The sequence below is a fragment of the Curtobacterium citreum genome (assembly GCF_006715175.1).
GTDB lineage: Bacteria > Actinomycetota > Actinomycetes > Actinomycetales > Microbacteriaceae > Curtobacterium > Curtobacterium citreum.
Genome location: NZ_VFMQ01000001.1, coordinates 1,604,727 through 1,631,677, shown reverse-complemented (window position 1 = coordinate 1,631,677; position 26,951 = coordinate 1,604,727). Strand labels below are relative to the sequence as shown.

General features: G+C 70.5%; 24 protein-coding genes. 3 read left to right on the top strand and 21 right to left on the bottom strand.

The window, feature by feature from the left end; genetic code table 11:
* Positions 1 to 20: 20 nt before the first annotated feature.
* The 5 genes from FB462_RS07740 to FB462_RS07720 form a co-directional block, all read right to left on the bottom strand.
* Positions 21 to 941, bottom strand: coding sequence for an ABC transporter substrate-binding protein (locus FB462_RS07740; RefSeq protein WP_141861171.1), 921 nt, complete (start codon positions 939 to 941; stop codon positions 21 to 23).
* Positions 938 to 1,666: an ABC transporter permease gene (locus FB462_RS07735; RefSeq protein WP_058741683.1), complete on the bottom strand. Its 729-nt coding sequence runs from the start codon at positions 1,664 to 1,666 to the stop codon at positions 938 to 940. The genes FB462_RS07740 and FB462_RS07735 overlap by 4 nt, the downstream gene beginning before the upstream one ends.
* Entirely contained in the window at positions 1,663 to 2,379 is a 717-nt protein-coding gene (locus FB462_RS07730) for an ABC transporter permease (RefSeq protein ID WP_141861169.1), read from the bottom strand. The genes FB462_RS07735 and FB462_RS07730 overlap by 4 nt, the downstream gene beginning before the upstream one ends.
* On the bottom strand, positions 2,376 to 3,290 hold the full coding sequence (locus tag FB462_RS07725) for an ABC transporter ATP-binding protein (RefSeq protein ID WP_058741685.1): 915 nt from the start codon (positions 3,288 to 3,290) through the stop codon (positions 2,376 to 2,378). Before FB462_RS07725 ends, FB462_RS07730 begins: the two co-directional genes overlap by 4 nt.
* 231 nt (positions 3,291 to 3,521) lie before the next feature.
* The gene (locus FB462_RS07720) at positions 3,522 to 4,169 is read right to left on the bottom strand and encodes a TetR/AcrR family transcriptional regulator (RefSeq protein WP_058741686.1); all 648 of its coding nucleotides are present in this window, start codon (positions 4,167 to 4,169) and stop codon (positions 3,522 to 3,524) included.
* 124 nt (positions 4,170 to 4,293) lie between these two features.
* Here FB462_RS07720 and FB462_RS07715 point away from each other — a divergent pair, with 124 nt between their 5' ends.
* Together FB462_RS07715 and FB462_RS07710 are read left to right on the top strand one after the other, a co-directional pair.
* Entirely contained in the window at positions 4,294 to 5,367 is a 1,074-nt protein-coding gene (locus tag FB462_RS07715) for an App1 family protein (RefSeq protein WP_058741687.1), read from the top strand.
* An 82-nt stretch (positions 5,368 to 5,449) separates the two neighbouring features.
* Positions 5,450 to 7,336, top strand: a complete 1,887-nt coding sequence (locus FB462_RS07710) for a glycoside hydrolase family 15 protein (protein WP_141861164.1) — start codon at positions 5,450 to 5,452, stop codon at positions 7,334 to 7,336.
* A gap of 272 nt (positions 7,337 to 7,608) precedes the next feature.
* Here the strand turns inward: FB462_RS07710 and FB462_RS07705 are convergent, their stop codons facing one another.
* The 6 genes from FB462_RS07705 to FB462_RS07680 all read right to left on the bottom strand — a co-directional run bounded on the left by FB462_RS07705 (position 7,609) and on the right by FB462_RS07680 (position 14,643).
* Positions 7,609 to 8,982 (bottom strand): glucose-6-phosphate dehydrogenase, encoded by a 1,374-nt coding sequence (locus tag FB462_RS07705; RefSeq protein ID WP_058741689.1) that lies wholly within the window; start codon positions 8,980 to 8,982, stop codon positions 7,609 to 7,611.
* 242 nt (positions 8,983 to 9,224) lie between these two features.
* Positions 9,225 to 9,641 (bottom strand): cytochrome c oxidase subunit 4, encoded by a 417-nt coding sequence (locus FB462_RS07700; protein ID WP_141861162.1) that lies wholly within the window; start codon positions 9,639 to 9,641, stop codon positions 9,225 to 9,227.
* Between the two features lie 4 nt (positions 9,642 to 9,645).
* Positions 9,646 to 11,382, bottom strand: coding sequence for an aa3-type cytochrome oxidase subunit I (gene ctaD / locus FB462_RS07695; protein ID WP_058741691.1), 1,737 nt, complete (start codon positions 11,380 to 11,382; stop codon positions 9,646 to 9,648).
* A gap of 11 nt (positions 11,383 to 11,393) precedes the next feature.
* On the bottom strand, positions 11,394 to 12,296 hold the full coding sequence (gene ctaC, locus FB462_RS07690) for an aa3-type cytochrome oxidase subunit II (protein ID WP_058741692.1): 903 nt from the start codon (positions 12,294 to 12,296) through the stop codon (positions 11,394 to 11,396).
* A 312-nt stretch (positions 12,297 to 12,608) separates the two neighbouring features.
* Positions 12,609 to 12,983, bottom strand: coding sequence for a HesB/IscA family protein (locus FB462_RS07685; protein ID WP_141861160.1), 375 nt, complete (start codon positions 12,981 to 12,983; stop codon positions 12,609 to 12,611).
* Positions 12,984 to 13,146: 163 nt separating this feature from the next.
* Complete coding sequence (locus FB462_RS07680; RefSeq protein ID WP_141861158.1) at positions 13,147 to 14,643, bottom strand: dipeptidase; 1,497 nt, start codon at positions 14,641 to 14,643, stop codon at positions 13,147 to 13,149.
* A gap of 52 nt (positions 14,644 to 14,695) precedes the next feature.
* On the opposite strand from FB462_RS07680, the gene FB462_RS07675 reads away from it, so the two are divergent.
* Positions 14,696 to 15,274 (top strand): DUF3043 domain-containing protein, encoded by a 579-nt coding sequence (locus FB462_RS07675; protein WP_229666892.1) that lies wholly within the window; start codon positions 14,696 to 14,698, stop codon positions 15,272 to 15,274.
* A 255-nt stretch (positions 15,275 to 15,529) separates the two neighbouring features.
* On the opposite strand, the gene FB462_RS07670 is transcribed toward FB462_RS07675, so the two are convergent.
* The 10 genes from FB462_RS07670 to FB462_RS07625 all read right to left on the bottom strand — a co-directional run bounded on the left by FB462_RS07670 (position 15,530) and on the right by FB462_RS07625 (position 26,915).
* Positions 15,530 to 16,606, bottom strand: coding sequence for a quinone-dependent dihydroorotate dehydrogenase (locus tag FB462_RS07670; RefSeq protein ID WP_114850879.1), 1,077 nt, complete (start codon positions 16,604 to 16,606; stop codon positions 15,530 to 15,532).
* Positions 16,603 to 17,079: a transcriptional regulator NrdR gene (gene nrdR / locus FB462_RS07665; RefSeq protein WP_058741696.1), complete on the bottom strand. Its 477-nt coding sequence runs from the start codon at positions 17,077 to 17,079 to the stop codon at positions 16,603 to 16,605. The genes FB462_RS07670 and nrdR overlap by 4 nt, the downstream gene beginning before the upstream one ends.
* Positions 17,080 to 17,130: 51 nt before the next feature.
* The gene (gene hisD, locus FB462_RS07660) at positions 17,131 to 18,441 is read right to left on the bottom strand and encodes a histidinol dehydrogenase (protein ID WP_141861156.1); all 1,311 of its coding nucleotides are present in this window, start codon (positions 18,439 to 18,441) and stop codon (positions 17,131 to 17,133) included.
* On the bottom strand, positions 18,438 to 19,295 hold the full coding sequence (locus tag FB462_RS07655; RefSeq protein WP_141861154.1) for a hypothetical protein: 858 nt from the start codon (positions 19,293 to 19,295) through the stop codon (positions 18,438 to 18,440). The genes hisD and FB462_RS07655 overlap by 4 nt, the downstream gene beginning before the upstream one ends.
* Positions 19,296 to 19,302: 7 nt before the next feature.
* Positions 19,303 to 22,785: a DNA polymerase III subunit alpha gene (dnaE, locus tag FB462_RS07650; protein WP_229666906.1), complete on the bottom strand. Its 3,483-nt coding sequence runs from the start codon at positions 22,783 to 22,785 to the stop codon at positions 19,303 to 19,305.
* A 728-nt stretch (positions 22,786 to 23,513) separates the two neighbouring features.
* Positions 23,514 to 24,437, bottom strand: a complete 924-nt coding sequence (locus FB462_RS07645) for an RluA family pseudouridine synthase (RefSeq protein WP_141861150.1) — start codon at positions 24,435 to 24,437, stop codon at positions 23,514 to 23,516.
* Positions 24,434 to 25,099, bottom strand: coding sequence for a signal peptidase II (gene lspA, locus FB462_RS07640; protein WP_259550440.1), 666 nt, complete (start codon positions 25,097 to 25,099; stop codon positions 24,434 to 24,436). The genes FB462_RS07645 and lspA overlap by 4 nt, the downstream gene beginning before the upstream one ends.
* Positions 25,100 to 25,101: 2 nt before the next feature.
* The gene (locus tag FB462_RS07635) at positions 25,102 to 25,794 is read right to left on the bottom strand and encodes a DivIVA domain-containing protein (protein WP_058743347.1); all 693 of its coding nucleotides are present in this window, start codon (positions 25,792 to 25,794) and stop codon (positions 25,102 to 25,104) included.
* Between the two features lie 185 nt (positions 25,795 to 25,979).
* Positions 25,980 to 26,276, bottom strand: coding sequence for a YggT family protein (locus FB462_RS07630; protein WP_141861148.1), 297 nt, complete (start codon positions 26,274 to 26,276; stop codon positions 25,980 to 25,982).
* Between the two features lie 72 nt (positions 26,277 to 26,348).
* A complete protein-coding gene (locus tag FB462_RS07625) occupies positions 26,349 to 26,915 on the bottom strand; it encodes a cell division protein SepF (RefSeq protein WP_114850874.1) in 567 nt (188 codons plus the stop codon).
* Positions 26,916 to 26,951: the final 36 nt, after the last annotated feature.

Genomic DNA, 26,951 nt, shown 5'->3' with positions numbered 1-26,951 from the left:
CTCCTGACGCTGTGGAACCCCTACAGGAGGCCCTTCGAGGAGAGGAAGTCCTTCGCGATCTGCGACGCCTTCTCCTTGTCGACGGTGCTCTTCGAGTTGACCTCGATGAGCGCGGCCTCGGTGAGCACCTTGTTCACCTTGTCGATGTCCGCCGCGGCCTTGTCGTCGACCTTCTTCGAGACGACCGGGATGACGTTCTGCGGCAGGATCAGGTTCTCCGGGTCCTTGAGCGAGACGAGGTCGTTCGCCTTGATGCTCGGGTCCGCGGTGTAGATGTCGGCGAGCTGGACGGTGCCGTCCTTGAGCGCCTTGACGGTCAGGGCTCCGCCGGAGTCCTCGATCGCCTTGAAGTCGACGTCCACGCCGTAGACCGACTTCAGGCCGTCGGGGCCGTACGGGCGGGTCTGGAACTCGGAGTTCGCGCCGACGGTGAGCTTCTCGCTGACGTTCTTCAGGTCGGCCAGGCTCGTGACGTCGTTCTTCTCGGAGAACTCCTTGGTCACGGTGTAGCTGTCCTGGTCGGTGGCCTCGGCCGCGTCGAGGACCCGCAGGCCGGACGGGAGCGCCTTGGACAGGCCCTCGTCGATCTGGCTGGCGGTCTTCGCCGTCGACTCCTTGTCGAAGTACTGCAGCAGGTTGCCGCTGTACTCGGGCATGACGTCGATCGCGCCCTTCTCGAGCTGCGGGATGTAGATCTCACGCTGACCGATGTTGAAGTTCCGCTTCACCGTGAAGCCGTCCTTCTCGAGGACCTGCGCGTACATCTCGGCGATGATCTCGTTCGAGTAGTACTGCTGCGAACCGATGACGATGGTCTTCGAGTCGCTCGACGCACTCGAGCCGCTGTCGAGCGGGTTGCTCGACGCGCAGCCGGTCAGGGCGGCGGCGACGCCCAGTGCCAGCGCTGCTGCGACGCCGGCACGGATCTTTGCTGTGATCACGATGGATTTCCTTCCGGGATGGGATTGCGGGAGCGCTCGCGCGACCCCTGGCGCCGCCGGGCCGACGGGTCGACGGTGCCCTTCGGCACCGCCGCCCGCTGGAGAGCGGCGAACACGATCTCGAACGCGATCGCGAGGGCGATCACGAGGATGGAGGCGCCGAGCATCTCGGCGTAGTCCTGGGTCTTGAGCCCGAGGAAGAAGTAGCCGCCCAGACCACCGGCGCCGACGTACGCGGCGAGCGTGGCGGTCGCGACGACCTGCAGGACCGCGGCGCGGAGGCCGCCGATCAGGAGCGGCAGCCCGAGCGGGATCTCGACCTTCCACAGGACCTGCCACCCGGTCATCCCCTGCGCCTTCGCCGCGTCGACCGTCACCGGGTCCACCGACTCGATGCCCGAGTAGGCGCCGGCGAGCACCGACGGGATCGCCAGGATGACGAGGGCCAGGAGCGGCGCCTGCAGGCCGATGCCGAGCAAGAGTCCGAACAGCGAGAGCACGCCGAGCGTGGGCAGTGCCCGGATGCCGCCGGACAGCGCGATGGAGAACCCGCGGGCTCGTCCGGTGTGACCGATCGCGTACCCGATCGGGACGGCGACGACCGCGGCGATGAGCACGGCGAGCAGCGTGATCCAGACGTGCTCCCACACCCGCCCCGGGATGGCGTTGAAGCCCGTGTAGTTCTGCGGGTCGAAGACCCACCCGAACGCCTGCGCGATGATCACGACGCCACCTCCGCCCGCTGCAGCACACGCCGGACCGCACGGCGGCTCCGGGGTGCACGACGGGTCCACGGCATGACGAGCCGGCCGAGCAGCACCAGCAGCCCGTCGAGCGCGAAGGCCAGGACGAGCACCATCACGATGCCCGACAGGATCTCCTCGTAGATGCCGCGACCGAGACCGTCCGTGAAGAGCGACCCGAGGCTCTGGATGCCGAGCACCGCGCCGACGGTCGTGAGCGAGATCGTCGACACCGCCACGACCCGCAGCCCCGCGAGCAGGACGGGCCCGGCCAGCGGCAGCTCCACGCGGAAGAAGCGCTGCAGGCCCGAGTACCCCATGGCGGTCGCCGCGGCCTTCGTCCCGGCGTCGACCGAGGTGAGCGCGTCGACGGTCGAGCGCACCATGAGCGCGAGGCCGTAGAGCGTCAGGCTGATGATGAGGTTGACCGGGTCCTGCAGCCCCGTGCCGATGACGGCGGGCAGGGCGACGAAGAGCGCGAGGGACGGGATCGCGTAGAGGAGCCCGGCGACGGTCACGATGCCGGTGCCGACACCCGCGGCGACGCGGGAACCTCCGGGGCGCTGCAGCCGGACGACGAGCCAGCCGACCGGGATCGACAGCAGGAACGCGATGAAGATCGGTGGGATCGCGATCGCGAGGTGCGCGAGCGTGGCGTCACTGATCGTGTCGAGGTTCGACAGGACCCACTTCACCGGGGTCCCCCACCCTGCGCCGGAGCACCCGGGGCGGTGTCACGCGCCCCGGCCTCTGCACCCTGCGGCACGGCGGCTGCCGCGTCCACCACCGTCACCGGACCGGTGAGCACGCCGGCCGCCCGGCCGTCGCCGTCCACCACGATCGGCCCGGTCGGGGTCTGCTCCACCCGGAGCGCCCGCCGACCACGGCCGACGCCGATGAAGTTCGCCACGAACTCGTCCGCCGGCTCGGCGAGGATCTCGGCCGGGGTCCCGAGCTGGGCGATCTCGCCGCCCTTCTTGAGGATGACGACCTGGTCGCCGAGCTTGAAGGCCTCGTCGATGTCGTGCGTGACGAAGACCACCGTCTTGCCGAGCTCGCGCTGCAGCCGGATGAGCTCGTCCTGCAGGTCGTTGCGGACGAGCGGGTCGACGGCGCCGAACGGCTCGTCCATGAGCAGGACGTTCGGGTCCACCGCGAGGCCACGGGCCACACCGACGCGCTGCTGCTGGCCGCCGGAGAGCTGCGACGGGTACCGGTCCGCGAAGGCCCGGTCGAGCCCGACGGTGTCCATGAGCTCGAGCGCGCGCGCCCGGGCCTCGCCCTTCGAGACACCGGTCAGGAGCGGGACGGTCGCGATGTTGTCGACGACCTTCCGGTGCGGCAGGAGCCCGGCGTTCTGCATCACGTACCCGATGCGCCGCCGGAGCTGCACGGGGTCGACACCTGCGACGTCCTCGTCGTCGATCGACACGGTGCCCGAGCTCGGGTCGACCATGCGGTTGATCATGCGGAGGAGGGTGGTCTTGCCGCAGCCGCTGGACCCGACGAAGACCGTCGTGGTGCGGGAGGGGATGACGAGGCTGAAGTCGTCGACCGCCGTCGTACCGTCCGGGTACGTCTTGCGCACCGAGCGGAACTCGATCATGTGGGTGCCCTTCTGTCCGGAGGTAGCCCGACTCCGACCGAGCGTACACACGCGGTCATCGTCCGGTCCGCGTGGTGACGGCCCATGACGGCTCGCGGACAACGCTCCCCCCCCGACTGCGCGGTCCCGATCGCGACGACGCCCGCGACTCCTCTTCGGAGCGCGGGCGTCGGCAGGTGGGTCGGCCGGTCGGCCGGGCGGGTCGCGCCCGGCGGCGGGGCCGGGATCCGATCAGGAGGCGGCGGCCACCGCTTCGAGGTGCGCCCGGCTCATCGTGCGGTACTCCTCGATCAGCGCGGTGTCGGGCTCCGCCCGGTCACGCACGGCGCGCGCGATGACGGCGTGCGCGGACTCCGCGAGGACGACCCACGTGCGCTCGACGCGCTCCCCCGTCGGGAAGTCGAACCGGTCGTGCAGGACCTGCGCGACGGCCGCCCCCAGCGCGGCCATCCGGTCCTCGGCGTCCCCGGTCCCGGTGTCGGCCGGGTCACCGAAGCGGATCGCCCGGAAGCCCGGCTCGGTGCGGTACATCTCGACGGTCGCGTCGATGAGTGCGTCGCAGGCGTCCTGCCAGGTCGTCGCGTCGCTCTCGTCGAGCGCCGTGAGGAACCGCTCGGCGAGCCGCTGCGTGCTCCGGATCGCGAGGGCCTCGACCACGGCGATGCGGTCCGGGAAGTACCGGTAGACCGTGCCGATGGACGCACCGGCGCGCTCCGCGACCATGGCGGTCGTCAGGCGCTCGAAGCCGATCTCGTCGATGACGGCCGCAGCGGCGTCGAGGAGTCCCGCGAGGCGCGCCGAACTGCGGGCTTGGACCGGCTCGTTCCTGAGCAGTGATGATCCCCCCGGCAGTGCGTTCGATACCTCGGTGACGAGCACGTGTTCTCCTCTTGCGCCCGGACGGACGCGGTCATGTGGGATGTGACGGGGCAACTCTCGCAGAGACCGGCTGGAACATCGCTGCGACTCACCACAGCCTCCGACAGCGTGGGATAGTGGACGAATGCCCGACTGGACGCCCCACGAGCCGTCGTTGGCCGAGCCGATCCTGCACCGAGCCGCCCGCATCGAGGATGCCGTGCAGGAGTTCCGGGAGCACCGTGCCCGTCGTCGTGGGCTCGTGCCGACCGTGATCCCGTACACCGGGTACGGCGCTCCGGGCTGGATCCGCGTCCTCTGCCGCGTCCTGCTCACCCGGCGCGGGCTCGCCTCGGACGCCTCGTACTACGGCGTGCGCGGGTGGAAGAGCTTCACGAGCGTCGCCGTCGACGACGCCGAGGTCACGGTGACCGCGGGTGGCACGACCCACGTGGTGCAGTCCGACCGCGGCGGCGTCGTCGACGTGAAGGTCCCGATCGACCTCGAACCGGGGTGGCAGACCGTGCGGCTTTCGGCCGGTGGGATGCGCGACGTCGAGGCGGACGTGTTCATCGTCGACCCGGCGACGCGCTTCGGGCTCCTCTCCGACATCGACGACACGGTGATGGTGACCTCGCTCCCCCGCCCGATGCTCGCCGCGTGGAACTCCTTCGTGCTCACCGAGCACGCCCGCCGCCCGGTGCCGGGGATGTCCGTGCTCTACGAGCGCATCCTCGCGCAGCACCCCGGTGCCCCCACGGTCTACCTGTCGACCGGGGCGTGGAACGTCGCGCCGACCCTGCAGCGTTTCCTGACCCGCAACATGTACCCGAACGGCACGATGCTGCTCACCGACTGGGGTCCCACCCACGACCGCTTCTTCCGCAGTGGTCAGCAGCACAAGCGCGACAACCTCCGCCGTCTGGCGCGGGACTTCCCCGACGTGCAGTGGCTGCTGGTCGGTGACGACGGGCAGCACGACGAGACGCTGTACGGCGACTTCGCCCGCGAGCACCCGGACAACGTCGCCGGCGTGGCGATCCGGCAGCTCTCCACGAGCGAGGCCGTGCTCGCCGGTGGCCGCTCCCGTGCGCAGGAGCGCTCACGCGACTCGGCGGCGCCGTGGGTCTACGCGCCGGACGGTGCCGGCCTCTGGACCGAGCTCGCCCGGGTGGGCGTCGCCGACGCGGACCCCCAGGCTCCCCTACCCGGCGCCTGAGCCCGGTGCCCTGCGCCCGGCGCCTGAGCGCTCCTTCAGCGCCCCTCCCGCCGCGGACTGGTGGCGGTGGTTCGATGTGCGCATGAGCACCGCGACGCCGCGCAACCGCATCGAGGACCACGCCCTGATCGGCGACACGTACACCGCAGCCCTCGTCGGCCGCGACGGGACGATCGACTGGGCGTGCCTGCCCCGCTTCGACAGTCCGTCCACGTTCGCGTCCCTCCTGGGCACCGAGGACCACGGACACTGGACGCTGCGACCGAGCGACCCGCACGCGACCTCGGTCCGGCACCACCACCGTGACACGCTCGTGCTCTCGACCGTGTGGACCACGGCGACCGGTGTCGTCGAGGTCACCGAGTTCATGCCCGTCGGGGCGCACCGGGCCGCGATCGTCCGCCGTGTCCGCGGTCTGCAGGGATCGGTCGAGGTCGAGCAGACCCTCCGCATCCGCTTCGACTACGCGCGTGCGCTGCCCTGGGTCCGGCAGATCGGCGGCGACGAGGACCCCGCCCTCCTGGCGACCGCCGGCCCGGGGTCGGTCGTCGTCCGCGGCGTCCGTTTCCGCGCGGACGACCACCGGCACACGAACACGACCACCGTGCGCGACGGCGAGGTCCTCGACACCGTCCTGACCTGGTACCCGTCCCACCGCGAACCGCCGGCGCCGCTCGACGTCGACGCGGCCCTGCACCGGACCGAACGCTGGTGGCGGGACTGGATGGGGACCGCGCACACCGAGGGGAAGTACGCCGAGGCGAGCCGACGCTCCCTGCTGCTCCTGCGCGCGATGACCCACGGCGAGACCGGCGGCGTCGTGGCGGCCGCGACCACGAGCCTCCCGGAGGACCCCGGCGGAGAACGCAACTGGGACTACCGCTACGTGTGGTTGCGCGACGCGTCGCTCGCCCTGGCGTCCCTGATCGCCCACGGGTACCGCGACGAGGCCGCGCACTGGCGCGGCTGGCTGCTCCGCGCGATCGCCGGGGACCCCGCCGACGTCCAGATCATGTACGGCATCGCCGGGGAGCGCGAGCTGCCGGAGCGCACCCTCGAGGAGCTCCCCGGGTACCTCGACTCGACCCCGGTCCGGCTCGGCAACGGCGCCTCGACCCAGTACCAGGGCGACGTCTTCGGCGAGGTCCTCGCCGCGCTCCACGACGCCCGCGAGCTCGGCGTCGAGGAGAACGCGGACTCCTGGGCGCTGCAGCGTGCCCTGCTCGGCTACGTCGAGGAGCACTGGCAGGAGCCCGACAACGGGATCTGGGAGATGCGCGGTCCGCGACGGCACTTCACGCACTCGCGGGCGATGATCTGGGCCGCGTTCGACCGGGGCGTCGCGGCCGTCGAGGAGTTCGGGCTCGAGGGTCCCGTCGACCGCTGGCGGACGCTCCGCGACCAGGTCCGCGCCGAGATCGAGGAGCACGGCTGGAACGCCGACCGCGGCGCCTTCCGCCAGCACTACGACACCGACGAGGTCGACGCGAGCCTGCTCGTCCTGCCCCAGATCGGGTTCTGCCGCGCCGACGACCCCCGGATGACGGGCACGGTCGCCGCGATCGAGCAGGACCTGCGCGTCGGCGACCACGGACTCGTCCTGCGCTACCGGACGAGCGCCGGCTTCGACGGGCTCTCCGGCAGCGAGCACCCGTTCCTGGCGTGCTCGTTCTGGCTCGTCGAGCAGTACGCGGCCTCCGGTCGGGTCGAGGACGCCGAGCGCCTGATGGACGTGCTCGTCGGGTACGCCAACGACGTCGGCATGCTCTCCGAGGAGATCGACGTCGCCACCGGCCACCACATCGGCAACACGCCGCAGGTGCTGTCCCACCTGACGCTCGTGTCCGCGGCGGACGCGATCGCGCGGGCCCGCGGCGAGGCGTCCGGGCACCGCACGCGGCTCGCCGTGCACGACGGCGGCACGCGCTCGTGGACGGGCGGCGGCCGCCGGGCCGGCTCCCCCTCCTGACCCAGCGGATCCGCGCGTGTGATGCCGTTCCGCGCAAGGGGTGCCGATCCGCGCATGGTGTGCCGATCCGCGCACAGGATGCCGATCCGCGCGTGGGATGCCGTTCCTTCCGGCCTCCGATGCGCGGATCGGTCTCCCATGTCGGTCGCGATGGGCAGGAACGTCGCGGTCGTGCCGTGGGCGCGACCACATGACGGACGGGAGGCGCGGTGCCAGCTGGCACCGCGCCTCCCGTCCGTCAGGGGGTGACGTCCGTCAGGACGCTCGGTCCGTCAGGACGACGAGACCCACTCCGCCGGGCCGCGCGAGCCCGCGCGGTACTCCTCGAGCGGGACCGAACCGGACTTCCAGGCCTCGACGACCGGCTCCACGATCTCCCAGCAGCGCTCCGCGACGTCGCCGCGGATGGAGAGCAGCGGGTCGTCGTGGAAGATGCCGTTGAGGACCTCGCCGTAGGGGGTCAGCTCACCGTCGTCGAACGTCGACGAGAGCGTGACCTGCCCCATCTCGAACGGGTTGCCGCCGCCGTTCGCCGACACCGACAGCTCGATCTCGTCCGGGTTGAGGACGATGCGCAGCGTGTCCGCCTTCGGGCGACCGGACAGGCCGGAGGGCAGGCGCGTCACGGGCTTGAAGGTGATGAGGACCTCCTTGCGGCTGGCGCCGAGCGCCTTGCCGGAGCGGAGGGTGAACGGGACGCCCTTCCAGCGCGCCGTGTCGACCTCGACCTCGATCTCAGCCAGGGTCTCGGTGCCGCGCGACTTGTCGACGCCGTCCTCGTCCTGGTACGACGGCAGTTCCTTGCCGTCGATGGTGCCGGCCGTGTAGACGGCGCGGCGGGAGGCGATCGTCGCGTCGCCACCCTTGAGCTCGGTCGACCGGAGGACACGAGCCAGGGACGAGCGGAACTCGACCGCGTCGATGTCCGCCGGGGCGTCCATCGTCACGATGCCGAGGATCTGGAGCAGGTGCGACTGGATCATGTCGACCATCGCGCCGGCCTCGTCGTAGTACTGCGCGCGGTTCTCGAGACCGAGGGTCTCGTCGTAGAAGATGTCGACCTTCTCGATGTTGTCCGCGTTCCAGATCGGCTCGAACAGGCGGTTCGCGAAGCGCAGACCGATGATGTTCAGGACCGTGGTGCGACCGAGGAAGTGGTCGGTGCGGTGCACGCGCTCCTCGGGGACGAGCTTGAGCACCGTCTCGTTCAGAGCCTTCGCGCTGGCGACGTCGGTGCCGAACGGCTTCTCGAACGCCAGGGTCGTGCCCGCGGGGAGCTCGACCTCCTGCAGCGCCTCGCAGATGTCCGACGCGATCTGCGGCGGCAGCGCGAAGTACAGGATGGGCTCGGCGTCGGCCGCGGCCAGGAGCGCCTCGAGGTGCTTCGGGTCGGTCGGGTCGCCCTGGATGAACTGCGTCGACGCGAGGGTGGCGTCGACCTCCTCGCCCTTGACGTCCTGCGATGCGAAGGACTTCGTGACGACGTCCTTCCACTGGTCCTCGCTGCGGGCGCTGCGACCGGTACCGATGAGCTGGACGGGAACCGCTCGACCGCTCTGCAGGAACGTGCCGAGGCCCGGCAGCAGCAGGCGGGAGGCGAGGTCGCCCGTCGCGCCGAAGATGATGAGGGTGCGCTTGTCGGTCACCGGAGGTGAGTCCTTTCGCTGTGGTGGAGAGGGGTCCGCTCGAGGCCAAGCCGAGAGCGGGCCGGTTGATTCCCGATCGGTACCGGTTCTGCGCGGATCGATGCGGGAGGTCGTGGGGGGCACGTACGAGTCTGCTCGGACCAGCTTGCTCGCGTACGGCTGGCCCCGGACGCACTTCGGGCGGCACCGGTGGTGGTGCCGCCCGAAGGTGTCAGGTGCGGTGGGCCGCAGCCCGCCGGGACTCAGTGCCCGAAGTTGCCGCGGTAGTACTCGTAGACCCAGCCGACGAGCGTCACGGTGACGAGCGCGAGCCCGATCGGGACGATCCACAGGCCGGCGGCGAGACCGAGGAAGCAGACGGCGGTGGAGCCGGCCAGGAGGATCGGCCACCACGACCACGGGCTGAAGTGCCCGAGCTCGGCGTCGCCGTCCTCGATGTTGGCGTCGGCACGGTCCTCCGGGAGGACCCCGCCCTGCGACGACATCACCTTTCCGAGGTAGAACGCGATGAACGCGCTCATGATGCCGGTGAGGCCGATCGCGACCGTGCCCACCCACTCCGGGTGCCCGTAGTAGAGCATCGCCCAGATGGTGTACGTGGCGTCCGCGAGGATGAAGAACCCGAAGAGGATCCAGAACAGGTTGACGTTGGCGCGCATCGCCTTACTTCACCTCGCCCTTCGCGGCGTCGTAGGTCGGAGCGTCCGGTGCGTCCTTCGCAGGACCCACACCGATCGGCACACCCGCTTCGGGGTGGTTCAGGTCGAAGGCCGGGGACTCGGAACGGATCCGCGGGATCGACGTGAAGTTGTGCCGGGGCGGCGGGCAGCTGGTCGCCCACTCGAGCGAGCGGCCGTAGCCCCACGGGTCGTTCACGGCGACCTTCGGCGCGTTCCGGGCCGTGACGTAGACGTTGAAGATGAACGGCAGGAACGAGATCGCGAGGATCATCGAGCCGATCGTCGACAGCTGGTTCATCCAGGTGAACCCGTCGTTCGGCAGGTAGGTCGCGTAGCGACGCGGCATGCCGATGACGCCCAGCCAGTGCTGGATGAGGAACGTCGTGTGGAAGCCGATGAACAGGAGCCAGAAGTGGATCTTGCCGAGGCGCTCGTTGAGCATCTTGCCGGTCCACTTCGGCCACCAGAAGTAGAAGCCGGAGAACATCGCGAACACGACGGTGCCGAAGACCACGTAGTGGAAGTGCGCGACGACGAAGTACGAGTCGGACACGTGGAAGTCGAGCGGCGGCGACGCCAGGATCACACCGGTGAGACCACCGAACGTGAAGGTGATGAGGAAGCCGACGGCCCACAGGAGCGGCGTCTCGAACGTGACCGAACCGCGCCACATCGTGCCGACCCAGTTGAAGATCTTCACGCCGGTCGGGACCGCGATGAGCATCGTCATGAGCGAGAACCACGGGAGCAGGACGCCACCGGTGACGTACATGTGGTGCGCCCACACCGTGACCGAGAGGGCCGCGATGGAGATGGTCGCGTAGACGAGGGTCTTGTACCCGAAGATCGGCTTGCGGCTGAAGACCGGGAAGACCTCGGACACGATGCCGAAGAACGGCAGCGCGATGATGTACACCTCGGGGTGCCCGAAGAACCAGAACAGGTGCTGCCACAGCAGTGCCCCGCCGTTGGCCGGGTTGTAGATCTGGGCGTCGAACACACGGTCGAGACCGAGGCCGAACAGCGCGGCGGCGAGGACCGGGAAGGCCATCAGCACGAGCAGCGAGGTCACGAGGGTGTTCCACGTGAAGATCGACATGCGGAACATCGTCATGCCGGGGGCACGCATCGTGATGATCGTCGTGATGAAGTTCACCGCGCCGAGGATCGTCGAGAAGCCCGTCATGCCGAGGCCGAAGACCCAGAGCGTGCCCCCGAGACCCGGTGTGAACGTCGTGTCACTCAGTGGCGCGTAGGCGAACCACCCGAAGGACGCGGCGCCCTGCGGGGTGAGGAAGCCACCGACCGCGATGAGCGAGCCGAACAGGTACAGCCAGAAGGCGAACCCGTTCAGACGCGGGAAGGCGACGTCCGGCGCACCGATCTGCAGCGGCATGATCGCGTTCGCGAAGCCCGAGAAGAGCGGCGTCGCGAACATCAGCAGCATGATCGTGCCGTGCATCGTGAAGAGCTGGTTGTACTGCTCCTTCGTCGCGACCACGTGCAGGCCGGGCTCGAAGAGCTGGGCACGGATGACCAGCGCCATCACACCCGCGAGCAGGAAGAAGACGAACGAGGCGATCAGGTACATGTACCCGATGGTCTTGTGGTCGGTGGAGGTGATCCACCGGACGATGATGTTGCCCTTCCGCCCGACCTTCGACGCCTGGAAGTCCGGCGTCGAGGGCCTGGTCGGCTGGCCGACGAGTGACGTTGTCATCAGACGAGCCCCTACTTGTTCTCGCTCGACGCCTCGACCGGCGCCTTGTTGTTCGGTTCGTTCGTGTTGGTGTCGTACTCGTTGCCGAGCAGACCGACCTTGCCCTGCTCGCGCAGCGTGTCGAGGTACTTCTCGTAGTCCGAGTCGGACACGACCTTGACCTGGAAGAGCATCAGCGAGTGGTACTCACCGCAGAGCTCCGCGCACTTGCCCTGGTACGTGCCGATCTTCTGCGGGATGAAGTACTCGTAGTTCGTCTTGCCCGGGAGCATGTCCTTCTTGTAGAGGAAGTCGATGATCCAGAACGAGTGGTCGACGTCGCGCGAGCTGAGCTCGATCTTGACCTTCTTGTCGACCGGCAGGTACAGCGTCGGCAGCTGGGACTCGTCGATCGAGCCGTTCCCGTTCTCTTCTTCCTGGGCCTGGATGCCCTGGTAGTAGACGCTGTCCTCGGGGTTGTCCTTGTCGATGTAGTTGAAGTCCCACGCCCAGCGCTTGCCGTAGACGTGGATCGTCGCGTCGGGGTCCGTGAAGGGCTTCTCGATCGCGGACTGGTCCTTGGCGGTGAAGGCGAAGAAGCCGAGCACCAGGATGAGCGGCACGATCGTGTAGAAGATCTCGAGCGGCATGTTGTACCGCATCTGCACCGGGAGGCCGGTCTGGCCCTTGCGGCGGCGGTAGACGATCGCGGCCCAGATGATGAGGCCCCACACGATGAGACCCACCGCGAGCAGGACGACCCAGCTGGTGGTCCACAGGCCGACGACGCGGCTCGTGTGGTTCGTGACGTCCTTCGTCTCCTCCGTGCCGGGGAGCCACCCGTTCAGCTGCTGCTGCGAGCAGCCAGCCAGTGCGATGACCAGACCGACGGCCACCGGGACGGCCGCCCAACGTATACGGCGATTCGAACGCACTGTTACCTCTCGGAAGACGTGGCGGGGAACCGAGCACGCCAAGGCGGCTCATTGCTGGTTCCCAGCTTGGTTGGAACACTCCTAGCTTACTCGCAGCTCGCCGACACTCGTGCACACGCGGCCCGTTCGGCGGCCGATCCGGGTGCCGGACTCGCACGTCGGACACCGATGACCGCACGGCTTTCCCCCGGTCGCGCGCGCCCGGGCCCCCCACGGACGACGAGCGGGGAGCGACCAGATCGGTCGCTCCCCGCTCGCGTGTCGATCACGGGTGGTGGACACCCGGACCCGGCGACGCCGAACCTGACAGCGTCAGTGGAAGCTGTCGCCGCACGCGCAGCTGCCCTGCGCGTTGGGGTTGTCGATGGTGAAGCCCTGCTTCTGGATGGTGTCCTCGAAGTCGATGGTCGCGCCGTCGAGGTACGGGACGCTCATCTTGTCGACGACGACCTCGACCCCGCTGCCGAACTCGGCCGTGGCGTCGCCGTCGAGCAGGCGCTCGTCGAAGTACAGCTGGTAGATCAGGCCCGAGCACCCGCCGGGCTGGACCGCCAGGCGCAGGCGGAGGTCGTCGCGGCCCTCCTGCTCCAGCAGGCTCGCCACCTTCGCCGCGGCCGTCTCGCTGAGCGCGACGCCGTGCGAGCGTGCGTCCGTCGCCGGTGCGTTGTCGATGATGGTGTCGCTCATCGCGCGTCTCCCTCCGGGCGGTGACGATCACCGCGCCTGGTCACGATTGTAAGCACGCCGGCCGAAAGCGCGAGCATCGCTCCACAGTCCGGCTCGCGAGCCGGCGACGGACGGACGGGAGGCCCGTGGCGGGCCCGCCACGTGCCTCCCGTCCGGTGCGGCGTCAGCCGCGCGACGCCAGTCGTGCCAGCAGGATCGTCTCGGACGCGATCGCGCGGTGCAGGACGCCCAGGTGCTGCGACTCGTTCGGGCTGTGCGCGCGGGTGTCCGGGTCCTCGACGCCGGTCACCAGGATCTGCGCGTCCGGGAACTCCGCGGCCAGGTCGGACACGAACGGGATCGAGCCGCCGATGCCCTGCTCGACGGCGGGGTTGCCCCAGCCCTCGTGCATGGCCGTGCGGGCCTCCTGGACGGCCCAGCCGGCGGTGTCGACGAGGAAGCCGTCGCCCGTGTCGACCTCGGTGAGCTCGAGTCGCGCACCGAACGGCACGTGCGCGCGGAGGTGACGCTCGACGGCGGCGAACGCGTCGGTGGCGGCCTGCCCGGGGGCGACGCGGACCGAGACCCGCGCGGCGACCGTCGGCAGCAGCGTGTTCGAGGCGTTCGCGACGCTCGGGACGTCCAGGCCGGTGACCGTGATCGACGGCTGGAACCACATACGGGACAGCACCGGGCCGGTGCCGACCGGCTGCACGCCCTCGAGGAGCGCGGCGTCGGAGGCGAGCTCGGCGTCGGAGCGCTCGGGGACGTCGGCCTCGTACGCCGTGAGCCCCTCGACCGCGACCGAGCCGGCGTCGTCGTGCAGCGAGGCGAGCAGGCGGGCCATCGGGATCATCGCGTCCGGGGCCGCTCCCCCGAACATGCCGCTGTGGCTGGCGTGCTCGAGCGTCGTCAGGGTGAGCTTGAACGTGACGTTGCCGCGCAGCGAGACCGTGATGGAGGGGACCTCGGCCGACCAGTTGTCGCTGTCCGCCACGACGATGACGTCGGCGGCGAGGTGCTCCTTCTGCTCGCGCAGGAACGTGCGGAACGACCGGGAGCCGAACTCCTCCTCGCCCTCGACGAACAGCACGACGCCGAGGTCGAGGTCGTCGCCGAACTGCGCGTGCAGGGCCCGGAGCGAGGCGATGTGGGTCATCACGCCGGCCTTGTCGTCCGAGGCGCCGCGGCCGTAGAGGCGGTCGCCGCGGAGGGTCGGCTCGAAGGGCGGGGTCTCCCAGAGTGCGTCGTCGCCCTGGGGCTGCACGTCGTGGTGCGCGTAGAGCATCACGGTGGGCTTGCCGTTCCGGGCCGGGCGGACCGCGAGGACCGCGGGCTGGCCGAGTTCGACGTCTGCGGCGCCGTCGGCGGCTGCGGTGCCGGTGGCGGCGTCGTTGTCGGTGGTCGGGGTGTCCGCGCTCGGGGTGTCGCCCTCGACGGCCGAGCGGACGATGCGGACGGCGTCGTCGGCGAAGACCCCGGTGGAGCGCGCCAGGTCCGCGACGGCCTCGGCGCTCGCCTGCACGTTCGCCGGGTCGAAGGCCGACCAGGAAACCGACGGCAGCCGGACCAGGGCGGAGAGGTCCGCGATCGTGGTCGGCAGCGCCCCCTGGACGTGTTCGCGCAGGGCGTCGAGGAGCGCGGGGTCGGTCGCGGTGCTGTGCTGGTCGGTGTCGGTCATGTCCCGTAATCTAGAGGACGATCCAGCACGCAACCGCAGTCAGGAACGCACCGTGGCGAAGGCAGCCCCCAAGACCAACACGACCGTCAACCCCTCCGAGGAAGAACTCCTCGTCGAGCAGGGCAAGGGTCGCCCGACGCCGTCGCGTCGCGAGCGTGAGGCAGCCAACCGCCGTCCCCTCGTCGGCAACAGCCCGCAGGACAAGAAGGCCGCGCGCGCCCGGCTGAACACCGAGCGCGAGAAGGCCCGCGTCGGCATGGCCAACGGCGAGGAACGGTACCTGCCCGCCAAGGACAAGGGCGAGCAGCGCCGGTTCGTGCGCGACTGGATCGATGCGCGCTGGAACGTGGGCGAGGTCATGATGCCCGTGCTCGTGCTCTTCCTGATCCTCGGCTTCGCCGCTGCGCAGACCGTGATCGCGTCGTACGCGCTCCTGATGGTCTGGGCGTTCGTGGCGCTGTTCGTGCTCGACTGCATCGTGCTCTGGCTGTCCCTGCGCAAGAAGCTCACCGCGAAGTTCGGCGAGATGCAGCGCGGGACCTTCCTCTACATCCTGACCCGGGCGTGGCAGCTGCGCTTCCTGCGCCTGCCGAAGCCGCAGGTGCGCCGCGGGCAGTACCCCGCGCTGTAGCACGCGAACCGCTCCCCTGAAGCGCCGTCCGGTCCACCGGACGGCGCTTCGTCGTTCCGAGGGCGCGGCGGGCGCTGCGCACCGAGCTGGGCGCGAGGTTGTGTCGGCGCCCCGGACGTCGATGGAGCAGAAGACGTCGGGGTCCCGGTCTGGACCCGACGGTTCCTGCTCCATCGCCGGCGCAACGAGACCGGCGCCCCAACGAGACCAACGCCGCCGGAGGCGCCACGCCGCGAGTTCGACGCCCGCGGGAGCTCAGCGCGCGGCGCGCCGCAACCGACGACGACGGAGACGATTGATCCGCGTCGCCCAGGTCGGCCCCTCGTAGAGGAACGCCGTGTAGCCCTGCACGAGCGTCGCCCCCGCATCGATGCGGTCCTGCACGTCCTGCTCGGTGGTGACCCCACCGACGGCCACGACGCAGAAGTCCGACGGCACCGCGGCGCGCACCCGCCGCAGGACCTCGAGCGACCGGGCAGCGATCGGCGCACCGGACAGACCGCCGGCACCCATCGCCGCGACCTGCTCGGCCGGGGTCACGAGCCCGGTCCGCTCGATCGTCGTGTTGTTCGCGATGATGCCCGCGAGCCCGAGCGCCACCGCGAGTCCGGCGACGGCGTCGATCTGCTCGTCGGTCAGGTCCGGCGCGATCTTCACCAGTACCGGGGTCTTCCCGGCGGCGTCCCGCACGGCGGTCAGGAGCGGTCGGAGCTGGTCCTCCTCCTGCAGGCCGCGGAGGCCGGGCGTGTTCGGGGAGCTGACGTTCACCGCGAGGTAGTCCGCGAACGGCGCGAGGAGCCGGGTCGACTCCAGGTAGTCGTCGACGGCGTCCTCGACCGCGACGACGCGGCTCTTCCCGATGTTGACGCCGATCACCGGTCGCCCCGGGTTCCGTCGCGCGCGCTCGAGGCGACGGGCGGCGCGGGCTGCACCGTGGTTGTTGAAGCCCATCCGGTTGACGAGCGCCCGGTCGGCGATCAGGCGGAACAGCCGCGGACGGTCGTTGCCGGGCTGCGGCTTCGCCGTGATGGTGCCGACCTCGACGTGGCCGAAGCCGAGCAGTCCGAGGCCGGCGATGCCGCGGGCGTCCTTGTCGAAGCCGGCCGCAAGCCCGAATCGCGACGGGAAGTGGATGCCCATCGTCGTCACGCCGTCCTCGGCCGCGGGGCGGGAGTACCGCTCGACGATGCCGCTCACGACGGGGATCCCGGGCAGCGCCTTGATCACCCCGAAGGCCAGGTGGTGTGCCCGTTCCGGGTCCATGTTCGCGAACACGGCACGGAACACGACGGCGTACCCGCCGCGGACGATCCGCTCGGCGACGCCGCTCACGCCGCGCCGCCGGCAGGGTCCGCCGCGTGGTGGTCGAGGCGCAGCTGTCCGATGGCGTCCTCGAAGTCCTCGAGCGACTCGAACGCCTGGTAGACGCTCGCGAACCGCAGGAACGCGACCTCGTCGAGCTCACGAAGCGGCGCGAGGATCGCGAGCCCGATGTCGTTCGCATCGATCTGGCTCGAGCCCGAGGACCGCACGGTCTCCTCGACGCGCTGCGCGAGCACGGCCAGGTCGCCGTCGGTGACCGGGCGGCCCTGGCACGCCTTGCGCACGCCGGAGACGATCTTGTCGCGGCTGAACGGCTCGGTGACGCCGTTGCGCTTCACCACGTTGAGCGAGGCGGTCTCGGTCGTCGAGAACCGACGCCCGCAGTTCGGGCACTGGCGGCGGCGACGGATCGAGGTGCCGTCGTCACTCGTGCGGGAGTCGACGACGCGGGAGTCCGGGTGGCGGCAGAAGGGGCAGAACATGTCCGTCCCAGGCTACCGGCTTCCCGGTCCGTCCAGGCGCGAGCGGTCGGCTCAGGCGCGCCCGGTCCGCTCGGTGACCGCGGCGCCGTGGCCGGGCAGCTGCTCCTCGGTCGCGAGCGCGACGATGTGCGGTGCGACCTCGGTCAGGGCCGTCGCGGAGTACCGGATGACCTGCTGGGGGCGGAGGAACGTCGACGCGGAGAGTCCGGAGCCGAAGCGCGCCTGGCCGCCGGTCGGCAGCACGTGGTTCGACCCCGCCAGGTAGTCGCCGAGGCTGACGGGCGTGCTCGGCCCGACGAACACGGCACCCGCGGCGTCGATGTCCGCGAGCACAGCGTCGTCGTCCGCGGTCTGGATCTCGAGGTGCTCCGGCCCGTACGCGTTGCTGACTGCTGCCGCGTCGGCGAGCGAGTCCACCAGGACGACCGCCGACTGCGGACCGTCCAGGGCGGCCTGGAGGCGCGTGGCCGTCCCGAGCGCAGCCACCCGTTCCGGGATGGCCGCCTCCACCGCATCGGCGAACGACGCCGACGTCGTCACGAGGACGCTGCCGGCCTGCTCGTCGTGCTCGGCCTGGCTGACCAGGTCTGCCGCGACGAAGCCCGCGTCGGCGCTGTCGTCCGCGATGACGAGGATCTCGGTCGCTCCGGCCTCGGAGTCGATGCCGACGACGCCGCGCACGAGACGCTTCGCCGCGGCGACGTAGTTGTTCCCGGGCCCGGTGACCAGGTCGACGGGCTCGAGGCCGATCGACGCGACGCCGTAGGCCAGCGCGCCGACCGCTCCGGCGCCGCCCATCGCGTAGACCTCGTCGATGCCGAGGAGCCCTGCCGCCGCGAGGATCGTCGGGTGCACCCGCCCGCCGTGGTCCCGCTGCGGCGGGGAGACGAGGGCGATGGACCCGACGCCGGCGACCTGCGCGGGGACGACGTTCATCACGACGCTCGAGGGGTACACGGCCTTGCCGCCAGGGACGTAGAGTCCCACGCGGCGCATCGGCTGCCAGCGCTGGTGCACCTCGGCGCCGTCGGCGAGCGTCGTCACCGAACCGGCCGGCACCTGGGCCGCACTCGCGGCACGGACGCGGCGGATCGCCTCGTCCAGCGCGGCGCGGAGCTCCGGGGTGAGCCCGGCGACCGCGGCGGCGATCTCGTCCGCGGGGACCCGGACGTGCTCGGGCGCTCCCCCGTCGAAGCGCTCGGCCTGCTCGTGCAGCGCATCGGCCCCGCGGCGTCGCACGTCGTCCACGAGCTCCCGCGCGGCGGCGACGGCGGACGAGACGTCACCGGCGGCACGCGGCATCAGGCGGAGGAGGTCGGCACGGGCGGGCAGGCCGCCACGGAGGTCGATTCGCTGCATCATGGGACGTCCAGCGTACCGGCGCTCCCCGACAGCAGTGCGTCCACGACGGGACGGTGCCGCACGTGCTGCTCCGTGTCCCACGCGCCGAGCAGGTGCAGCGTGACGATCCGGAACGCGAGCGCCCGCACGAGCAGCTGCGGCCACTCGGGCGCCTCGGCGAGCGAGCGGAGTGCCGCGAGCCGGTCGAGCGGCGTGCCGTGCCAGCAGACCGCGTCGACGACCGCCACCGCGGCACCGTAGCCGGCGGGTCGCCAGGTCGGCGCCCAGTCGAACACGGCCGGCGGTCGTCCGGCGGCGAACAGCACGTTGCCGAGCAGGTCGCGGTGGACGAGCTGGCACCGACCCCGGACCGGGCGCAGGGCGCCGGTCAGGCGTCGGACGAGCGGGTCGTCCGGGAGCCGGTCGGCGCCCGCGGGTCCGTCGGCCCAGACGAGCCGCTCGGCACGGCTCCACGGGTCGTCGACGCGGTCGAGGAACGACGGCCGGGCGAGGCCCGAGACCGCTCGGTGGAACGCCGTCCCGGCGCGGACGACGTCCTCGACGCGAGCGGGATCGGGCGTGCCCTCGAGCCACTCCCACGCCTCCCAGCCGTCGACGACCCAGCGGTCGCCGACCCGGCCCCCGCCCGACGCGGGGACGGGGCGCGGCGTGCGGAACGCGACCGTGTGCGGGAGGCGGGCCAGCACGTCGGACCGCCACTGGGCCTCCTGGACGTCACCCGCCGGACGCAGGACGACGTCACCGACGCGCCACGTCGTGCCCCGGCCGCCGGGGAGCCGCTCCGGGACGTGCCCCGCGACACGGAACGCCCGGAGCACCGCGGCCGAGGGCCGTGGTGCTCCGGGCGTCGTCACCGCTCTCCTAGACCAGGCAGCGCGGGCCGAGCAGGCTCTTCAGCTCGCCGAAGAGGTCCGGCGTCAGGTTAACCGGGAACGGCAGCTCGAAGGTGCGCGCGACGTCCTCCTTCAGCAGCCGCAGCCGCACCTCCGTCTCGCCCTGGTGCCGCCCGAGCACCGCCGCGAGCTCGGTGACCGTCGTCGTGGTGGCCTGGCGCTCCGGCAGGGACAGCGTGAGCGGACCGGACCCCATCGCGTCGCCGACGTTGGGCTGGAACATGCTGACCGCGTGCAGCGCCTTGCCGTCGTCGCGGACGTTCACCCGGCCGCGCAGCACGACGATCGAGTCGGCCACGAGCGAGGGCCCGAACTCGGCGTACGTCTTGCCGAGGAACATGACGCCGATCTCGCCGCCGAAGTCCTCGATCTGGACGATGCCGTACGGGTTGCCGCTCGACTTCGCGACGCGGTGCTGAACGCTCGTCAGGAGCCCCGCGACCGTGACGGTCTCGCCCTCGACCGAGTCGTCCGCCGCGATGAGGTCGGCGATGGTGATCGACTGGTGCTTCGCGAGCTCGATCTCGAGCCCGGCGAGCGGGTGGTCGGACACGTAGAGGCCGAGCATGTCGCGCTCGAAGGCGAGCTTGTCGCGCTTTGCCCACTCCGGGCGTTCCGGCACCTGCGACACCGGGGCTGAGGACGGCTGTTCCTCGGCGACCTCGGCGAACAGCGAGTCGAAGTCGAAGCCGACGTTCCCGTGGGCCTCGTCGCGCTTGACCTTGACGGCGCTCTCGACCGCGCCCTCGTGGATCTCGACGAGCGCGCGGCGGCTGTCGCCGAACTCGTCGAAGGCGCCCGCCTTGATGAGCGACTCGACGGTCCGCTTGTTCGCCGACGAGATCGGGATCTTCCGCAGGAAGTCGTGGAACGACTCGAACGCGCCCTTCTCGGTCCGGGCCTGCACGATGTCGTCGACGACGTTGAAGCCGACGTTGCGGATCGCGCCCATGCCGAAGCGGATGTCGTCACCGACGGCCGCGAAGAAGCCGATCGACTCGTTGACGTCCGGCGGCATGACCTTGATGCCCATCCGGCGGCACTCGTTGAGGTACAGCGCGAGCTTGTCGCGCGCGTCGCCCACGCTGGTCAGGAGAGCGGCCATGTACTCGGCCGGGTAGTGCGCCTTGAGGTACGCCGTCCAGAACGAGACCACGCCGTACGCCGCGGAGTGCGCCTTGTTGAACGCGTAGTCGGAGAACGGCAGCAGGATGTCCCACAGCGTCTTGATCGCCGCGGCCGAGTAGCCGTTGTCCTGCATGCCCTTCTCGAAGCCGGCGTACTGCTTGTCGAGCTCGGACTTCTTCTTCTTGCCCATCGCGCGGCGGAGGATGTCGGCCTGTCCGAGGGAGAAGCCGGCGACCTTCTGCGCGATGGCCATGACCTGCTCCTGGTAGATGATCAGGCCGTAGGTCGTGCCGATGATGTCCTGGAGCGGCTCCTCGAGCTCGGGGTGGATCGGGGTGATCGGCTGCTCGCCGTTCTTGCGGAGCGCGTAGTTCGTGTGCGAGTTCGCCCCCATCGGCCCCGGACGGTACAGGGCGATGAGCGCGGAGATGTCCTCGAAGTTGTCCGGCTTCATCAGACGGAGGAGCCCGCGCATCGGGCCGCCGTCGAGCTGGAACACCCCGAGCGTGTCGCCGCGCTGCAGGAGCTGGTACGCGGCTTCGTCCTCGAGGCCCATCGTCTCGAGGTCGAGGTCGACGCCCCGGTTGCTCTTGATGTTGTCGAGGGCGTCACTGATGATCGTCAGGTTCCGGAGGCCCAGGAAGTCCATCTTGATCAGGCCGAGCGACTCCGCGGCCGGGTAGTCGAACTGCGTGACGATCTGGCCGTCCTGCTCGCGCTTCATCACCGGGATGATGTCGATGAGCGGCTCGCTCGACATGATCACACCGGCCGCGTGCACGCCCCACTGCCGCTTCAGGCCCTCGAGCCCGAGCGCGGTGTCGAACACGGTCTTCGCCTCGGGGTCGGTCTCGACGACCGTCCGGACGTCCACCGCCTCCTTGTAGCGCGGGTGGTCCTTGTCGAAGATCCCGGTGAGCGGGATGTCCTTGCCCATCACGGGCGGCGGCATCGCCTTGGTGAGCTTCTCGCCCATGCCGAACGGGAAGCCGAGGACGCGCGACGAGTCCTTCAGCGCCTGCTTCGCCTTGATCGTGCCGTACGTGACGATCTGCGCGACGCGCTCCGACCCGTACTTCTCGGTGACGTACTTGATCGCCTCACCGCGGCGCCGGTCGTCGAAGTCGACGTCGAAGTCGGGCATCGAGACGCGGTCCGGGTTGAGGAACCGCTCGAAGATCAGGCCGTGCCGGATCGGGTCGAGGTCGGTGATGCGCATCGCGTACGCCACCATCGAGCCGGCACCCGAACCACGACCGGGACCGACGCGGATGCCGTTGTTCTTCGACCAGTTGATGAAGTCGGCGACGACCAGGAAGTAGCCCGGGAAGCCCATCTGGTTGATGATCCCGACCTCGTAGTCGGCGCGCTCCTGGACCTCTCTCGTGATGCCCTCGGGGTAGCGGTACTCCAGCCCCTTCGCCACTTCCTTCTCGAACCACGAGTGCTCGGTCTCGCCCTCGGGGACGGGGAACTTCGGCATGTAGTTCGCCGCGGTGTCGAACTCGACCTCACACCGCTCGGCGATGAGCAGCGTGTTGTCGCAGGCCTCGGGGTGGTCGCGGAAGACGTGGCGCATCTGCTGCGGGGTCTTCAGGTAGAACTCGTCGGCGTCGAACTTGAAGCGGTTCGGGTCGTTCAGCGTCGAGCCGGACTGCACACAGAGCAGGGCCGCGTGCGACTTGGCGTCGTGGGCGTGCGTGTAGTGCAGGTCGTTCGTGCCGACGAGCGGGATACCGAGGTCCTTCGAGATCCGGACGACGTCCTCGATGACGCGGCGCTCGATCTCGAGCCCGTGGTCCATGATCTCGGCGAAGTAGTTGTCCTTGCCGAAGATGTCGCGGTAATCGGCGGCGGCCTTGAGCGCCTCGTCGTACTGCCCGAGCCGCAGGCGGGTCTGGATCTCGCCCGAGGGGCAGCCCGTCGTCGCGATGATGCCGTCGTGGTACTGGTCGAGCAACTCGATGTCCATGCGGGGCTTGAAGTAGTAGCCCTCGATCGAGGCCCGCGACGACAGCCGGAACAGGTTGTGCATGCCCGTCGTGTTCTCGGCGAACATCGTCATGTGCGTGTACGCACCCGAACCGGACACGTCGTCACCGCCACCGTCGCCCCAGCGCTCTCGGGTCTTGTCGGAGCGGTGCGTCCGCGGCGTGATGTAGGCCTCGGTCCCGATGATCGGCTTGACACCGCCGGCCTTCGCGGCCTTCCAGAACTCGAACGCCCCGAACATGTTGCCGTGGTCGGTCACCGCAACCGCGGGCATGCCCTGAGCGGCGGTCTCGGCGACCAGGTCGGTCAACCGCGCTGCACCGTCGAGCATCGAGTACTCGCTGTGCACGTGCAGGTGGACGAAGGAGTCGGAATCCGACACGGGACCTCCGGTTCGACGGATGGCTGCGGGGCGGGACAAGCCTAACCGCGGGCACCGACTTCTCCGCGCGTGTCGTCGGGGCGCTCGGTGCGCCCTGCGCGCTCGCGCGGCGGGGTCGCTCGACAGCGTCGCTCGAGCGGGCAGGACACGCCGTCGGTGTGTCGCCGAACGCGCACGACCGGTCGCCGGAGGCGACCCGTCGTGACAGATGTGGCGCGCTCGGGGGGGACCAGCACATCGAGCGCGGCACGGGCGGGCGGTGACCGAGTGGCGGACTGGAGGCGCGGGGCGACGCCGCCACGGGCCTCCAGTCCGACGCTGTCCAGCCGCGGCCGACGCGAGCGGGCACGGTCGACGCGAGCGGCGCGGTCGACGCGAGCGGGCACGATCGACGCGAGCGGGCACGATCGACGCGAGCGGGCACGGTCGACGCGAGCGGCGCGGTCGACGCGAGCGGCGCGGTCGACGCGAGCGGGCACGATCGACGCGAGCGGGCACGATCGACGCGAGCGGGCACGATCGACGCGAGCGGGCACGATCGACGCGAGCGGGCACGATCGACGCGAGCGGGCACGACATGCCGCGCGCGTTGCGCGGCGTGGGCAGTACTGGTCACCTCGAGGGACCGAGCGTGACAGATGTGGCCCGCTCGCGAGCGGACCGCCCCGCCTGCCCGGCTACGCCGCGCGGATGCGGTCCAGAGCCTGCTGCAGGTCGTCGGGGTAGGACGCCTCGAACGTGACCCACTCCCCCGTGCGCGGGTGCTCGAACCCGAGCCGCACGGCGTCGAGCCACTGGCGGGTCAGCCCGAGCTCGTTCGCGAGCACCGGATCCGCGCCGTACATCGTGTCGCCGACGAGCGGGTGCCGCGTCGCCGCCATGTGCACGCGGATCTGGTGCGTCCGGCCGGTCTCCAGGTGCACCTCGAGCAGGGTCGCGGCGCGGAAGGCCTCGAGCGTCTCGTAGTGCGTGACGCTCGGCTTGCCGTCGGCCGTGACCGCGAACTTCCAATCGCTCGACGGGTGTCGACCGATCGGGGCGTCGATCGTCCCCGAGGTCGGGTCCGGGTGTCCCTGGGCGAGGGCGTGGTAGACCTTCTCGACCGTGCGCTCCTTGAAGGCACGCTTGAGGTGCGTGTAGGCGAGCTCGGTCTTGGCGACGACCATCAGGCCGGACGTACCGACGTCGAGCCGGTGCACGATCCCCGCGCGCTCGGCGGCGCCCGAGGTGGCGATGGTGAAGCCGGCCGCGGCGAGGCCGCCGGGCACGGTCGGACCGTCCCACCCGGGCGAGGGGTGCGCGGCGACACCGATCGGCTTGTCCACCACGACGATGTCGTCGTCGTCGTGCACGACCGTCATGCCCGGGACCGCGACCGGGACGATGCGCGGGGGTTCCTTCGGCGACCACTCGACCTGGAGCCATGCGTCGGGGTGCAGGCGGTCCGACTTGTCGACGGTGACCCCGTCGACGGTCACGCCGCCGGCGGCGACGACCTCGGCCGCGAAGGACCGGCTGAACCCGAGGAGCTTCGCGATGGCGGCGTCGACACGCTCACCGGCGAGCCCGTCGGGCACGGGCAGGGAACGTGACTCGGTCACGTCGCGTCGTGCCCGAGGGCATCCCGGTCGTCGCGCGGGGCCCGGGGGTCCGGGGCGCCGGCGGTCCGAGTGGCCGCAGGAGCCGTGTCGGAGGGAGCTGCGGCGGCGTCCGCTCGGGCGTCGGCTGCGCGCTGCTGCTTCGCGGAGAGCGCCCGCGTGCCGTCGAGGTTCACGCCGAAGACGACGAGCAGGACGAAGACCACCATGCTCACGCAGATGAACGAGTCGGCGATGTTGTAGATCGCAGGCATCATCCACGGCGTCGAGATGAAGTCGACCACGTGCCCGCGGCCGAAGCCGGGCTCACGGAAGAGCCGGTCGAGCAGGTTGCCGAGCGCGCCGCCGAGGAGCATGCCGAGCACGATCGCCCACCACATCGAGCGGATGCGCCGGGCGAAGACGATGATCGCGACGACGACGGCCGTGCTGACGATCGAGAACACCCAGGTCATGTTCACCGCGAACGAGAACGCGGCACCGGGGTTCCGGACGTACAGGAACTGCAGCGCGTCGCCGAGGACCGGCACGGCCTGGCCGTACGGCAGGTTCGCGACGACGAGGGCCTTGACGCCCTGGTCGAGCGCCACCACGACGACAGCGGCGAAGGCCAGTGCCGCGATCGCGCGGACACTGACCTTCGCTCGTGTTGCTGGTCGCGACAACGTCAGTTGCCGAAGCCCTGCGCCGAGGCCGGCGCCGGGGTGAGGCCGGACTGCTCCGACCCCGACCCGTCCAGCTCGGACAGCTGGGACTGGATGTAGCTCTTGAGCTGCGCACGGTAGTCGCGCTCGAAGGTGCGGAGCTCGTCGATCTTGCCCTCGAGCTGACGCTGCTCCTGCTCGAGCACGGCGACCCGCTGGCGGTTCGTGTTCTCGGTGTCGGCGATGATCTGGCGCTGCTTCGCCTCGGCCTCGGAGACCAGGCGGGCGGCCTGCGCGGTGCCCTCGGCGATGAGCGCGTCGCGCTTCTCGATGCCCTCGCGGACGTGCTCCTCGTGCAGACGACGAGCGAGCGTGAGGAGGTTCGTGGTGCCCTCGGTGTCCTCGTCGGCGGGGACCGTCGAGGCGGCCGGCGCTGCTGCGGCGACCGGAGCGGGCTCCGGGGCAGCGGCGACGGGAGCCGGGGTGGGCTCGGGCTCGGGAGCGGCGGCCGGCTCCGGCTGCTCGGTCTTCTCGAGCTTCGGCGCCGACTCGGCGGCCTGCAGGCGCTGGCGGAGCTCGTCGTTCTCGGCCGTCAGGCGGCGGAGCTCGACGACGACCTCGTCCAGGAAGTCGTCGACCTCGTCCTGGTCGTAGCCCTCGCGGAACTTCGTCGGCTGGAACCGCTTGTTGACTACGTCTTCCGGCGTCAAAGCCATTGCCGTCACCTCAATAGAACTGCTGAACGTGTGGAACCACTTGCGTCACGACCGAACCTACCAGTCGTGCCGTGTGGTGCGGAGGCCCGCCGGGGCGGGCATCGATCCCGACCACCGTACACCGACGCGCGTGTCCGACCGTGACCTCTGGGCGGGCGTGGCGCGATTCGTGTGCGGGTGGTGGATCAGAAGGAGCGAGCGAGTCCGCCGACGATCACCCGGAGGATGATCACGACGAGCATCACGAGGGTCCAGCCGAAGTCGAGCGCGACGGGTCCCATCCGCAGCGGCGGGAGCAGCCGACGGACGAACCGGATCGGCGGGTCCGTCAGCGTGTAGACGACGTCGGCGACCACGAGCATCGCGCCACGGGGACGCCAGCTGCGGTTGTAGGCCTGGACGATGTCGAACGCGAACCGACCCCACATCACGAAGAAGTAGAGCAGGAGGGCGAAGGACAGGATCCCGAAGACCAGTGACACGGTGGGGCTCGCTCGGCTCGGGTGCGGTGCTCAGGCGATCACCGCACAGGGGCTACTGGGCCGGGGTCCGGCTCAGGACTGGGCGAAGAAGGACGCCTCGATGTCGGACTCTACCTCAGCGGGCTCACCGCTCACCGCGACGTGCGCCGGCGACAGCAGGAAGACCTTGTTGGTGACGCGCTCGATCTTGCCGTACAGCCCGAGCGACAGCCCCGAGGCGAAGTCGATCATGCGGCGGGCGTCGGACTCGGTCATCTGCGAGAGGTTGATGATGACGGGGATGCCGTCTCGGAAGCTCTCGGCGATGGACTGGGCGTCCTTGTACTCGCGCGGGTGGACGGTGAGGATCTCGTTCATTTCCTGGACCGGGGTCGCCTTCTGTGCGGTCGTGTGCGCGCGCCGGAGCGGGGTGACCTGCGCGCCGCGCTGGTGGGTGTGCGTCTTGGGCTCCGCGGGCACCGCGGCGGGGGCGGCCGCGACGGGGGCCTCCTGCACGGGAGCAGCGGCGGGGACCGCGGTGGGGGCCGGAGCGGCCTGCTGGCGCGCCTGGGCGGGCGCCGGCTGCTGCTGCTCGTCCTCGTACAGTTCCTCGTCGGCGAGGCCGAGGTAGACCATCGTCTTCTTGAGCGGGTTGGCCATGGTTCCTCCGGAGTTCGTGCTCGTGGATGCCCTGGG